This is a genomic window from Sphingobacterium anhuiense (assembly GCF_042686355.1).
Classification (GTDB): Bacteria; Bacteroidota; Bacteroidia; order Sphingobacteriales; family Sphingobacteriaceae; genus Sphingobacterium; species Sphingobacterium anhuiense.
Map to the genome: position 1 here is coordinate 31,566 of NZ_JBHUPE010000014.1, position 12,877 is coordinate 44,442.

Consider the following 12,877-nt stretch of genomic DNA (forward strand, 5'->3'; position numbering starts at 1 on the left):
TAAACAAATGTACCCTATTACAGAATGCTGTTATAATTCATAATTATTATCTGTTATAACGAAATGTTATGAGTAGATTTTGCCCTTATGCTGTTGGATAAAGTTCATGAATTTAAGTGGAAGACCAGCAAGTCCGCCAACCAAATGGGTGATGTAGAAATAACGCTCTATGCTAAAATCTTCTAGCTCAATGATTTTTAGATCACCGTTTTTAAGCTCTTCTTGTATCGCATGGATTGAGAGAAATGCCGCTGTATTACTGTATTTAAGATACCTTTTAATACTTTCGGAGGATGATAAAATAATTTCTGTATGGAGATGTTGTAACGAAATTCCAGCTTCTTTCAATTTGCAATCGATGATATCACGAGTTCCAGATCCAGGTTCCCGGAACACGAGTGCTAATTTATAGATGTCATTTAAGACAAATCTCTCTTCTTTACATAAAGGATTAGTATTGCGGGTGACCAAAACAATTTCATCTTTGATATAAGGTGTGAATTTTAATGATCTATTATCTGGCAATCCCTCTGTAATCCCCAGATGAATTTCGTTTTTGATGAGAAGTTGCTCAACCCGTTTTGAATTAGCCTGCGTGACTTTTATTTCATTTTGTGGAAAATGGAGATTAAACTCCACTAACATTTTAGGAATTACATATTGAGAAATCGTTGTGCTGATTCCCAGGAAGAGATTTCCATTTTGCTTTCCTGTTATTTCGTTGATTTCATAAGTCGCCTGATTGTATTGTTCCAAAATGACCTGCGCATGTTTATAAAGAATCTTTCCAGCAGGAGTAAGGGCAAGCCGGTTGCCTAATCGTTCAAATAACGGTGTACCAATGGAGTTTTCAATCTCCTGTATATTTTTACTTACAGCTGGCTGTGAGATAAAAAGCTCTGATGCCGCTTTTGTGAAGTTGAGCGTATTGGCCGCAACGTAAAAAACTTTTAACCTAAAATCGAAATCCATAAATGAAATACCCTTATCGTAATGAAATGTATAGCGCCAAATCTAAAAAAAATTGAATGCGCTTTTATCTATTAACAAAATTGTCACAATAATAAATGTAATTTGTTTTCAAATTTATTGAAGATTTGAATAGCATGATAAATTTTAGTCTGGATCGACCTTATGAACTAATATCTATTCAGTGTACGGTCAGTCCACCATAAATCCACCTTTAGTCCACTTTTATCTGGAGTCACTTTACGAGGACAGTATCTGTACCCCAGGCGCAACATGAAGATCTGCTATAGATATACCCTAGCTAGAAGCAATGGCAACCCTAGAATTACCAACTATTTACTTTGTTTTTTCTTTTATGAAGGATATGCTATTATGGACTAAATTTTAAGAGGGAAAAAATAATTAAATAATTATTTGAATTGTTACGATTATTTCGTAGACTTGTGTATAATTAGTAGTTTAATAATCAGGTATGGAAAAGTTAACAGCACAAGAAGAACAGGCGATGCAAGCCATTTGGAATCTTAAGGCATGTTTTGTGAAAGAGATTTTGGATAATATTAAAGGCGATAAGATGCCCTATACGACATTGGCCTCTACAGTTAAAAATCTAGAAAAAAAGGGATTTGTAAAGTCAGTTAAGTATGCAAATGCAAATCGATACGAACCGTTGATTTCTGAAGAAGATTATAAAGAGACATTTATGCACTCTTTCGTAGGAGACTATTTTAAAAATTCATACAAGGAGATGGTTACATTTTTTGTGAAAGAAGAAAAGCTGTCTGCATCCGAATTGGAAGAAATCATGCAAATGATCAAGGAAAATAAAAGCTAGTAACCATGGAAAATATCCTAAATTATGCGATCCAGATTAATGTATTACTAAGTGTTGTGTACTTAGGATATGTATTGTTATTAAAGAATCTGACATTTTACCTGCTGAACCGCATGTATTTTATTACAGGTATTTTATTTTCATTTACCTATCCTTTCTTAGATATTCAATCCTGGTTTAGAAAACCAATTCCATCCGTAGGGGAGATCGCGATGGATTGGTCAATGGATCTAGGACAAGAGGTGGACAAATCGGTCTTTACCTTAAATAATGTATTGATCCTTTTACTTTTCATAGGGGTAACGATTTTATCAATTCGCTTCTTAATTCAGATGATTAGCCTATTGCGAATTCATATTTATTCTGAACCTGCACAGTGGCAATCTTATCTTTTTAGAAATGTTTTTATCCCTATTGTACCATTTTCGTTTTTAAATAAAATATACGTTAATCGAGATCATCATCCAGAACCGGAGCTCATGGATATTTTTAAACATGAAGATATTCATGTAAAGGGTTTGCATTCTATTGATATCCTGATCAGTGAGTTTACTTTAATCAGCAGCTGGTTCAATCCTTTTGTATGGCTCATGCGAAAGGCAATCCGTGAAAATTTGGAATTTCTAACAGATCAGCAAGTACTCAATAATGGCGTAGATAGACAGACCTACCAATATAGCTTGCTCCGTGTCAATGCTAGCGGCGGGTCGGCGACATTAGGAAATCAGTTTAGTTTTAAGACACTAAAGCGAAGGATAATGATGATGAATAAAAAAAGATCCGCAAAAATACAGCTCGGAAAGTACGCATTTATGTTGCCTATTTTTGTATTGACAGCAGGTGCTTTTACTTTGAACAAAGCTGAAGCTAAGATCACGGAGGCGACAGATGCCGCGAAAGAGATTGATTTAGAATCTGCAGTATCCGTTGGTCAGTCAGCGCAAAATACCATTGAAGAAGCGGGTTTAGTTCAGGATACGTTAAAAGGAAAAGTAATCGGTGTAAATGTAAAAGAGGAAGCCCTTTCAATTATTGGAATTAAGACAGATACCTCAAAGTTTACTGCTCATGGAGCAAAGACTAATATTGGTACAAGCCTCGACATTAAACCTACAGATTTATTGTATTTTGTGGATGGGGAGGAAGTTGATGCAGACGCATTTAAAAGCTTAGACAAAAATAATATTGAAGCGATGAATATTCTTAAGGATAAAGCTGTATTATTAAAATATGGAGAAAGGGGGAAGAAGGGTGCTATTGAAATCGTAACTAAGAGAAAAAAGAGTGCATCTTCCATTTCGAATGACTATAAACAAACAAAAACCGGATTTTTTAATACAAAAGGAGATAAAATTGGATTGATCCTTTTGGATGGTAAAGAAGTGACGATGGATGAGGTGAATAAAGTTTCAGAAAATAAATTAAGTATAAAGGCACTTAGTACTGGTGATTATGCAATTCAACAATATGGCGAAAAAGGTAAAAATGGCGTTGTTGAACTTAGAGATAGATCTAGAACAAAAGCTTTAAGAGATACTTCAGTACGCATTATATTTGGTAAATCGAATAAGCTTCCACCATTATATGTACTTGATGGTAAAATCTATGAGGGCGATATCAATACAATAAAGCCCGATAATATAGAAAGTATAACTGTATTAAAAGATGCTTCTGCTCAAGCTCTTTATGGTGCTAGAGGTGCTAATGGCGTAATTTTGATTGTCACCAAAGCTGGAAGTAAAAATAATCAGGTATCTGAAGAGTCTAAAACTAATGAAGTTATGGTTCTAGGGTCTGGAAAAATAAAGAAGTCCGAAATTGATTTTTCTAAAAAATATAGCTACATGGTAGATAATCAGGAGGTTTCTTTGAATTATTTCACATCTATTCCTGAAAAAAGTATACATTCCTATTCAATTGTTAATCCAAATCAAAAAGTATCAAAAATAAAAGTGGATGGTAAAGAACTTGAACATGTAGGTACTGACGGGATAGTTATGGCAATAAGTAAAGCTAAACACGATAGAATGCAATCAAGAGCTAAATAAAATGATTAAAAGCCTCAAAATCCATAAATTTTGAGGCTTTTTTTGTGAAAGAATTTTTATCTCGGTTCAGCTACCGTGAAGGGTTGGTAAGGACTTAGGTTAAAAGTAAAGTTTCCATTAGAATCTGTACCACCAACACTTCTTACTTTAGCTCTGACGGTGTATTTCGCTTTGGGATTGTACTGTTTCACTTCAAAATTGAAGAAGAAAGGTTTAATTTTATTTGTCCCTCTAAATTTATCTGCTAATGCGTGATGTTGGTCTGCGCTGATCACCTGACCATTTTCCAAAAGTTCGACACCATCTATTTCCAAAAAGTTTTTACCTGCTGTAAAGAGGAAGCCCGCCTGCACACGACCTGTAGTATACACCTTTTTAGTCACGTCAATTGTCATTTCTTTAAACTCTTCAGTAACTGTTGCAGGACTCCATTTAGCTACCGTAAAACCGCCCTTTTTATAGTAGTCGACTTTGAGTTCGTCCAATCGATCATAATGTTTTTCCAATCGGGCTGTAAAATCTGCAAAATCTTTTTTATTCTTCACTGTCCATCCCGTCTCAGCTAGTGCCAGTAAGCGCGGGAAGTTATGGATATTCATATCCTTTAGTTCTTGTGTTAATGCAGTCCATTGATTAGCCTGTACACCTAACACCAGTTTTTCCTCATCTTTAGTTAATCCTTTACTCGGATCATACTCGTATACTTTTTCAAGCGTATTGATATTACCGTAGGCTAGATCACTCATAGTACCGTCATTTCGATCTGCCTGTGTAATATCAAAATACAAAGGATCAGTTGGCGTTGCTACACTTTCAAATCCATTTTCTACAGCCTTTTTGATCGCATCAGCTCCGAGCCAGCTCATAATAGCTGTTTCTTTAGGTAGATTTTTAACATCTGTCAAGATATCATTCCATCCCAATGGTTTTCTACCTTTACTCGTGATAATTTTAGAGACGCGGGTCACAAAGTAACTCTGTAATTCAGTAACCGTTTTAATATTATTCTTTTTCATGAAGTCGATCACGTGTTGTTCCTTTTCCCATAGGTCGTGTCGTACCTCATCACCACCGAAATGTATGTATTGGCCTGGAAATAATGCGGTAACTTCAGTAAATACATCATCAAGAAATTGATAAACAGCTTCTTTTGTTGGGTCTAAAGTATTCGGTGTAAATTGATTTCCCCAGTATCCCCATGAAGAAACAAAAGGAAATACATGATTGGGGTAACTGTTATTATTAACGCCGAGTTCTGGATATACCAAAATTGTTGGCCAGGAGTGTCCCGGAACATCGATCTCAGGAACAATCGTGATATGTCTTGCTTTGGCATAAGCCACAACATCCTTAATCTGCTCCTGAGTGTAGAAACCACTCCTTTCAGCAGGTTGGTGAGTTGTATGGTGGAAAATTGTTGCTTTTTCAGATGTTAGTTTAGGATATTTTTTGATTTCTATGCGCCAACCCTGATCGTCAGTTAGATGCCAGTGAAAAGTATTCAGTTTATAGAGTGCCATTACATCCAGATATTTTTTGATCACATCTACGCTATAAAATGTCCGGCTTACATCTTGCATATAGCCGCGCCAGTTGTACCTCGGGATATCACTTATCGACACGTTGGGAATAGACCACTGAACATTATTAACTACCGATTGGCTTTCAATCGTACTTGGTAATAACTGTCTGAGTGTTTGAGACGCATAATACAAACCCGTAGCGGTTTTTGCTTTCACAATGATATTATCCGATTTAATATCCAAGGTATATCCTTCTGCCGAGCTGTTTTTTAAGCCCTTGTCCAAAACAAAGTGTATCCCTTTTTTACGGGTATTTTCCGGTTCTATTTTAAGATCAAAACCTGTAGCGATTTTTATTAAACCTGCTAGTTCCTGTATTTCAGATCGATTTTCCTTATTGATGAATATTGTGGTGCCGGAGTTTATAGAGAATACTCCATTTTGAGCAGTTAGCTCACTTGGTTTCGGTATAATAGAATAACGCGAATCCTGGGCCTCTACGTGATGAGAAAGCAATAAAATGGCTAATACAGTAAGACATTTCTGCTTTGTTTTTTGGAAATAAAACATGCTTTAGTCGGTTTTATATTGATTTAAGTCTGCTTAAAGGTAGAAAATCATTTTAAATTAAAACCAGGCTTTCGAATATCAAACGTTTGCGCTTTTTTGAGCATCGCTTTATAAAAGAAACAAAGCCGTTAACAGGTTAACGGCTTTGTTTTATTTTGTATTCAGATTGGTCATTGTCAGTTCAATACCGATATTGACAAAGCTATTGATCATCTTTACAGCATGATCGATAAGCTGTGGCAGTTCTTTTTGCTCTTCAGGATCAAATGGCCCAAGCACATAATCTACCTGTCTGCCTTTGGGATAATTATCACTAATTCCAAAACGCAGACGTGGGTATGCCTGCCCGCCACATAGTGCTTCAATAGACTTTAAACCATTATGTCCTGCAGCAGAGCCCTTAGGTTTGATACGTAAGGATCCAAAAGGAATAGCAAGATCATCCACAATAACCAGCGTATTTTCGATAGGAACTTTCAGCAGTTGCATGTAATAATTCATTGCCTTACCGCTTAAGTTCATATAAGTAGTCGGTTTGATCACATATACATTATGGCCCCGTTGCTTATACTCCGCATATGCCGCAAGTTTTAACGTTGAAAAAGAAGCATTAGCTTCCTTAACAAGTTGATCTGCGACCATAAAACCGATATTATGACGTGTGTCGGCATATTCCCTTCCGATATTGCCCAATCCTACGATAAGATAATTCATTGTTTAATACTTAGCCTACAAAAGTAAGGAAACCTTTTCATATACAATAGTTCTTCCATGCTTTAACACACAAAATAGCATACTCAGTTCTTATCCAAAGTGTCCGCTAATATAGTTTTTCGTAATTTCATGTTGCGGATTGTTAAAGATATCATAAGTAGCACCCTCTTCCTTCACTTCACCCAGATACATGAAGATCGTTTTATCAGCCACACGTTGTGCCTGTTGCATATTATGTGTCACAATAACAATCGTATACTGTTCTTTTAACTGATGGATCAGTTCCTCTATTTTCAAGGTACTCACCGGATCCAAAGCCGAACAAGGTTCGTCCATTAAAATAACATCAGGACGAAGTGCAACTGCACGGGCAATACACAGACGTTGTTGCTGTCCACCAGATAAACGGGTTGCCGGTTTTTTAAGATCATCTTTCACCTCATCCCACAGATACACCTCTTCAAGAGCTTTTTGAATAACAGCAGGACTTGCATCTAGATTGTTCAGCTTCAGACCGTAAGCGATATTTTCCTGGATACTTTTTGGAAATGGGTTCGCTTTTTGGAAAACCATGCCTATTCTCTTGCGTATATCCGTAACCGAGATACCTTTTTCATAAATATTTTGACCGTCGATACTGACCGTTCCTTCAATTCTAGCATCAGGAACGAGGTCATGCATGCGGTTAAAGGAGCGAAGTAAAGTACTTTTGCCACATCCGGAAGGACCGATCAATGCCGTTACTTTTTTCTCAGGAAACTCAATATCAATTCCCTTTAAAACATGTTTAGAACCAAACCAGATATTCAGATCTTTGGTATATAAATTATTGGTCATTTTTTCTGTATTTATAACGAATGTAAAATGCGGTTAAATTCATTAAGAAAACCACGATAATAAGTACGAGTGCAGTTCCATAAGCCAATGGACGCACTTCTTCTATAGATTGATGCTGTGTCGACAGCATGTAAAGGTGATAAGGCAAAGCCATAAATTCCTGACTAGTGTTAACAGACACATCTGTGATGTAGAATGCAACACCAGTAAACAAAATTGGAGCTGTTTCACCTGCCGCCCGCGATAATGTCAAAACAACACCCGTGAGGATACCGGGCAATGAAGCCGGAAGCACAACATCTTTAATCGATTCAAATTTTGTAGCCCCAACAGCAAGTGCCGCTTCACGCATACTCGCAGGAATACGTAGTAATGCCTCTTCCGTTGTCGTTATGATATAGGGCAATGATAAAAGCCCCAATGTCAAACCAGCAGATAAAAGTGAAGTTCCAAAATGTAGGCCCTGCACAAATAATGCTAATCCGAATAAACCATAGATGATTGATGGTACACCTGATAAGTTACGTATAGAAGCTCTGATGGTACGTGTTAGCCATGTGTTTTTGGCATATTCATTTAAGTAGATCGCACAGCAGACACCAAAAGGAATTGCAAATAGCGCCGTTATCAATGTCAAGATAACTGTTCCGATTATTGGCGAAAGCACGCCACCTTTAGTCATACCATCGGTTGGTAATTCAGTGATGAAAGACCACGAGATCGCAGACCAGCCTTTTGAAAAAATTTCGTAAAGGATGACAATAAGGAAAAAACAGACTAATCCAGTAGAAAGTAATAATGAACCCCATTCAATAATGGGAGTTATTTTTTTAAAATTAAGCCGCATGATATTTTCTAAAACGATTAATAAAATATTCACCAACCAGATTGGCTATTAAAGTCATGAAGAACAACACAATTGCGATGGCAAATAAAGCAAAGTAATGTGTTGTCTGAAAAGGTACTTCCCCCATTTCTATAGCAATTGTTGCTGTAATGGTTTTGACCGAATCAAAGAAATCTTCAGGAAAAAGGGCTGCATTCCCAGTCGCCATTAATACCGTCATGGTTTCACCGATGGCTCTTCCAAGTCCGAGCATAACGGCTGCAATGATTCCGGGAGCTGCTGCTGGAATAGTAATTTTGATCAACGTTTGCCACTTACTTGCGCCAAGTGCATAGCTACCTTCGCGATATGTTTTAGGAATAGCATGGATGGCATCTTCAGAAATGGTGATGATGGTCGGTAATGCCATAATAGCAAGTAAAAGAGAACCGTTTAAAGCATTTAGTCCATTTGGAAGATCTGTAAGCGATGCTATTTTGGGTCCTACCAATACAATTCCTAAGAAACCGATGACAACAGAAGGAATAGCAGCAAGCATTTCGATTAAGGGTTTCAATATATTTTTAACTTTAGGACTTGCATATTCCGAAATGTAAGCTGCTGTACCAATACCCAAAGGGATCGCAATTACCATAGCGCCAAATGCAACAATTGTTGTACTCACGATCAATGGTAAAATACCATAGGTAGGAGTTGCAGCTGTAGGGTTCCATTCACGTCCTGTTAGGAAATCCAATGGTTTTACTTCTAAAAAGAAAGAAATAGCATTGTAGAGTAACATTCCGAAGATACCACCTAAAAGTGCCAACACAAGATATCCTGTCAATTTGAAAGTGTGCTGGGCGACACGATCAATTAAAATTCTATTTTTATACTTCATAACCTTTATTAATGAATAACGTAATACCCCGACGATTCAATTAAAGCTTTGCCTTTCGTATTTTTTTCAAATGAAATGAACGGTTCTACTTTTTCCCATGATGATTCCGGAATAAATTGGAATAACGGACGCTGGAAGTAGTATCTATTTTGACGAATGGCCTCCTGATCTAATGGCGATACAGCTGTATTCGTTTTATCAATGATTTTTAAAACTTTGATTCCTTGCTGAACATTGGTGTTTTGAGAGATATAACCTGCACCAACATACCCAATGCCAGATTTATCCAGTTTTACACTTTCTAAAATCTGCGAATTACCGGTCATCTCCTTCGCCGCTTGACTGAATTTGATTTTTAATTTTTTCTTGACAAAAGAATAAGTTCCAGAACTACTCTGTCTTCCGTAGATGGTGATCGGTAAATTGCTATTTGACAATTTAGACCAGGAATCCTGTGTACCATCTAAAATTTCTGCTAGATCTTTTAGGTTGATGGAGTCAATAGGATTGTCTTTATTCACCACAAATGCCGTAGCATCTTCCGCAAACACAACCGTTCTTAAAGGAATATTTTTTTCTTTGAAGAGATCAATCTCGTCCTCTGTAAGTGGACGTGAAGAATTTGCAATATCAGCTTGCCCATTGAGAAGAGCAGTGATACCTAGACCTGAACCTCCGCCGGAGATAGCTATACTGAAATCAGCGTTTTCCTTAGAGAACTCTTCTGCAAGATTAACAGCTAAGTTCACTTCGGTGTCTGAACCTTTCATTTTGATCGCATGATCGGAATCAGCACAACTTTGAATCAAAATAAGGATGGAGAACAGGAATATCTGAGGATATCCAAAAATGTGTTTTTTCATTACTTTTATAAAACAAGTCGAAACCTGAAGATGATCTCAAAAGTAATGATACACTGTTAATTCGTGATAAATTCAATGTTAAGATGGTGTTAAGAATTAATTCCCTAAACTTTTCTTAACAAAAAAAGGCATCGATAATTCGATGCCTTTTAATAAGCTGTTTAATAAATCCCGAAAGATTATTTTTTACCACCTTTACTTGCTTTCGCAGCTTCTGTTTCTGCTTGACGTAAAGCACGTGACATGATAACAGATACGATCGTATCGTCAGAGTTGTTTAAAACTTTAGCGTTTTCTAAAACTACTTGAGCTACGCGGAATGATTTACCAACTTCTAAAGATTCCATAGGAACTGCAATTTCTTGAGGTAAGTTTCCAGGTAAAGCTTTAACACGTAATTTACGTAATTTTTGAACTAATTTACCTCCTAATTTAACACCTGGAGAAGTACCAGTTAATGTTACAGGGATATTTAAAGTAACTTCTTTCTCATCATTCAACTCTAAAAAGTCAACGTGAGTAACTAAGTCAGTTAATGGGTGGAATTGAGCGTCTTGAACGATAGCCTTTACAGTTTTTCCATCAAGGTTTAATTCAATGAAGATAACCTCTGGAGTGTAAAGTACTGCTTTCAAATCAGCTGCGGATACAGAAAGGTGAGTTTGTGTAGAACCACCATAAAGAACTGCAGGAATATTACCTTCGTAACGCAATTCTTTCGCATCTCTTTTCCCTACGCTCTGTCTTACAGAACCGCTAATAGCAATTGATTTCATCTTTAATTTGATTAAATTTTAAGGTGCAAAGATATGTTTTTTTTGTTATAATGTTACTGTAATTGCTAATATTATAACAAAAAAAACCTTCCTCCATAAAGAGAAAGGTTTTTATATGTTTTGAATTCTAAGTGGTTAACTTATTCAACTTCGAATAAATCAGAGATAGAACCGTGTTGGTTAACATTCTTAATTGCTTTTCCAAATAATTCTGCAGTAGATAGCACTCTAATTTTAGTCGACTGTTTCATTTTTTCTGGATCCAATTGAATGGTATCAGTAACAATCATTTCAGATAATACAGAGTTTTCAATTGTTTCGTAAGCTTTACCTGATAATACAGCATGTGTACATACTGCTCTTACAGATTTAGCGCCACTTTCCATAATCAAAGCCGCAGCTTTTGATAAAGTACCAGCAGTATCACAGATGTCGTCAATCAAAACAACGTCTTGACCAGTAACATCACCAATGATAGACATTGATTCAATTTCGTTGGCACGTTTACGACGTTTGTCGCAGATGATTACTTCTGCATTGAAGAATTTTGCAAATGTACGTGCGCGGTAAGAACCACCCATGTCTGGAGATGCAATCGTTAAGTTAGGAAGGTTTAATGATTTGATGTAAGGAACAAAGATAATCGAACCGTCTAAGTGATCAACAGGAATATCGAAGAAACCTTGGATTTGCGCCGCATGTAGATCCATTGTCATGATGCGGTGTGCACCTGCTGCGGTAATTAAATTAGCAATCATTTTAGCACCAATGGCTACGCGTGGTTTGTCTTTACGATCCTGACGTGCAAAACCGAAATAAGGAACTACAGCAGTAATGTAATGGGCTGAAGCACGCTTTGCTGCATCAATCATCAACAATAATTCAAATAAATTGTCTGTTGGTTGATTTGTTGATTGAACAATAAATACATCGCTTCCACGAACTGATTCATTGTAAAAAGGTTGGATTTCTCCATCGCTAAAACGAGATAACGTTTTATCTCCAAGAGGTTTCCCGTAGGAGGTAGCGATTTTTTCTGCTAATTCTGTAGTGCCAGAACCGGCGAATAACTTAACCGTGTTGAATTGCAAAGGCATGGTTTTTTATTTTTGATATAGTGGATTAGAATAGAATTTTCTGTTTGTATGTTGCCAATTACTTTCTAATGACTTAAAAAAAAAGGATTGTTTTTATAACAATCCATTTTTTTCTTTTTAAAGTTGCTCGACCTGGATTCGAACCAAGACAAACAGTACCAAAAACTGTCGTACTACCCTTATACTATCGAGCAATCTATCTTATAGATTCGATTGACATGTCAACCTTTATCCTTTCGATGGTGCAAAGTTAGATAAATGTTTTTAATTTCAAAATTTCAATCGAAAAAAAAATGTAAAAATTTAAATAATGCCTCATTATGAGCAGGAAAAAGTAAAAGTCAAGCAGATTGCATAATTTTGTTATTATAATAGTTCGACTGTTACCCACGATATTTTTAGTGTTAAACAATTGTAGAATCTCAAAATCCTATCTCAAGGTGTATAATGTATGATAACTTCTTTTGAATAGTATCCCCTAACAGGGGTCATATTTACTACTGGTGGAAATATTTATTGAGAACTATCTGTTTAATGTAGTATATATTATGGATATACTCCCTTTAGACAGGATTGGGTTAATACATCATGAAAGTATTTTTGAAAATGTATTAAAACAAAAAAGGCTTACCGAAGTAAGCCTTTTTTAATGTTGCCCGACCTGGATTCGAACCAAGACAAACAGTACCAAAAACTGTCGTACTACCCTTATACTATCGGGCAAACATTCTCAAAAGTGTAACACTATGGAAGCGTGTTGGTCACTTTTGATGATGCAAATATACGGCGCTTTTTCATTTCTGCAAATAAAAAATGAACGGTAAATGCCTTTTAATTGATTCTCAGGCTAATAATTTTTTAATTTATTCTGAAAGACCAGTTCTTGGCCTAGTCTAGAGCTTATCTGGCAGTAACAAA

11 protein-coding genes and 1 tRNA gene are annotated in these 12,877 nt (G+C 36.3%); 2 read left to right on the plus strand and 10 right to left on the minus strand.

All coding sequences use genetic code 11. The features are described 5' to 3' along the window. Positions 1-66: 66 nt before the first annotated feature. Positions 67-972: a LysR family transcriptional regulator gene (locus ACFS6I_RS22455; protein ID WP_132769046.1), complete on the minus strand. Its 906-nt coding sequence runs from the start codon at positions 970-972 to the stop codon at positions 67-69. Between the two features lie 469 nt (positions 973-1,441). On the opposite strand from ACFS6I_RS22455, the gene ACFS6I_RS22460 reads away from it, so the two are divergent. Both ACFS6I_RS22460 and ACFS6I_RS22465 read left to right on the plus strand, forming a co-directional pair. Beyond that, positions 1,442-1,804, plus strand: a complete 363-nt coding sequence (locus ACFS6I_RS22460) for a BlaI/MecI/CopY family transcriptional regulator (protein WP_380923937.1) — start codon at positions 1,442-1,444, stop codon at positions 1,802-1,804. A gap of 5 nt (positions 1,805-1,809) precedes the next feature. Continuing rightward, a complete protein-coding gene (locus ACFS6I_RS22465; protein WP_380923939.1) occupies positions 1,810-3,852 on the plus strand; it encodes a M56 family metallopeptidase in 2,043 nt (680 codons plus the stop codon). 56 nt (positions 3,853-3,908) lie between these two features. On the opposite strand, the gene ACFS6I_RS22470 is transcribed toward ACFS6I_RS22465, so the two are convergent. The 9 genes from ACFS6I_RS22470 to ACFS6I_RS22510 all read right to left on the minus strand — a co-directional run bounded on the left by ACFS6I_RS22470 (position 3,909) and on the right by ACFS6I_RS22510 (position 12,682). Beyond that, complete coding sequence (locus tag ACFS6I_RS22470; RefSeq protein WP_380923941.1) at positions 3,909-5,945, minus strand: beta-N-acetylhexosaminidase; 2,037 nt, start codon at positions 5,943-5,945, stop codon at positions 3,909-3,911. 150 nt (positions 5,946-6,095) lie between these two features. Continuing rightward, positions 6,096-6,659 (minus strand): aminoacyl-tRNA hydrolase, encoded by a 564-nt coding sequence (pth, locus tag ACFS6I_RS22475; RefSeq protein ID WP_380923943.1) that lies wholly within the window; start codon positions 6,657-6,659, stop codon positions 6,096-6,098. A 90-nt stretch (positions 6,660-6,749) separates the two neighbouring features. Then, positions 6,750-7,496 carry a phosphate ABC transporter ATP-binding protein PstB gene (gene pstB / locus ACFS6I_RS22480; protein WP_132769040.1) on the minus strand — a complete coding sequence of 249 codons (747 nt, stop codon included), beginning with the start codon at positions 7,494-7,496 and terminating at the stop codon, positions 6,750-6,752. After that, positions 7,486-8,343 (minus strand): phosphate ABC transporter permease PstA, encoded by an 858-nt coding sequence (gene pstA / locus ACFS6I_RS22485; RefSeq protein ID WP_132769038.1) that lies wholly within the window; start codon positions 8,341-8,343, stop codon positions 7,486-7,488. The genes pstB and pstA overlap by 11 nt, the downstream gene beginning before the upstream one ends. Then, positions 8,333-9,223, minus strand: coding sequence for a phosphate ABC transporter permease subunit PstC (pstC, locus tag ACFS6I_RS22490; RefSeq protein WP_208701695.1), 891 nt, complete (start codon positions 9,221-9,223; stop codon positions 8,333-8,335). Before pstC ends, pstA begins: the two co-directional genes overlap by 11 nt. 8 nt (positions 9,224-9,231) lie before the next feature. Then, positions 9,232-10,086: a substrate-binding domain-containing protein gene (locus tag ACFS6I_RS22495; protein ID WP_168127544.1), complete on the minus strand. Its 855-nt coding sequence runs from the start codon at positions 10,084-10,086 to the stop codon at positions 9,232-9,234. 179 nt (positions 10,087-10,265) lie between these two features. Then, positions 10,266-10,862 carry a 50S ribosomal protein L25/general stress protein Ctc gene (locus tag ACFS6I_RS22500; protein WP_380923947.1) on the minus strand — a complete coding sequence of 199 codons (597 nt, stop codon included), beginning with the start codon at positions 10,860-10,862 and terminating at the stop codon, positions 10,266-10,268. Between the two features lie 140 nt (positions 10,863-11,002). Next, entirely contained in the window at positions 11,003-11,959 is a 957-nt protein-coding gene (locus ACFS6I_RS22505; protein WP_021188717.1) for a ribose-phosphate pyrophosphokinase, read from the minus strand. Positions 11,960-12,611: 652 nt separating this feature from the next. Then, positions 12,612-12,682, minus strand: a tRNA-Gln gene (locus ACFS6I_RS22510). Positions 12,683-12,877: the final 195 nt, after the last annotated feature.

Excerpts from the sequence above, each read along its gene's own strand:
- ACFS6I_RS22460 (WP_380923937.1), top strand. The coding sequence starts at position 1,442 with ATGGAAAAGTTAACAGCACAAGAAGAACAGGCGATGCAAGCCATTTGG.
- pstB (WP_132769040.1), bottom strand. The coding sequence starts at position 7,496 with ATGACCAATAATTTATATACCAAAGATCTGAATATCTGGTTTGGTTCT.
- ACFS6I_RS22495 (WP_168127544.1), bottom strand. The coding sequence starts at position 10,086 with ATGAAAAAACACATTTTTGGATATCCTCAGATATTCCTGTTCTCCATC.
- pstA (WP_132769038.1), bottom strand. The coding sequence starts at position 8,343 with ATGCGGCTTAATTTTAAAAAAATAACTCCCATTATTGAATGGGGTTCA.
- ACFS6I_RS22470 (WP_380923941.1), bottom strand. The coding sequence starts at position 5,945 with ATGTTTTATTTCCAAAAAACAAAGCAGAAATGTCTTACTGTATTAGCC.
- pth (WP_380923943.1), bottom strand. The coding sequence starts at position 6,659 with ATGAATTATCTTATCGTAGGATTGGGCAATATCGGAAGGGAATATGCC.
- ACFS6I_RS22500 (WP_380923947.1), bottom strand. The coding sequence starts at position 10,862 with ATGAAATCAATTGCTATTAGCGGTTCTGTAAGACAGAGCGTAGGGAAA.
- ACFS6I_RS22505 (WP_021188717.1), bottom strand. The coding sequence starts at position 11,959 with ATGCCTTTGCAATTCAACACGGTTAAGTTATTCGCCGGTTCTGGCACT.
- ACFS6I_RS22465 (WP_380923939.1), top strand. The coding sequence starts at position 1,810 with ATGGAAAATATCCTAAATTATGCGATCCAGATTAATGTATTACTAAGT.
- ACFS6I_RS22455 (WP_132769046.1), bottom strand. The coding sequence starts at position 972 with ATGGATTTCGATTTTAGGTTAAAAGTTTTTTACGTTGCGGCCAATACG.
- pstC (WP_208701695.1), bottom strand. The coding sequence starts at position 9,223 with ATGAAGTATAAAAATAGAATTTTAATTGATCGTGTCGCCCAGCACACT.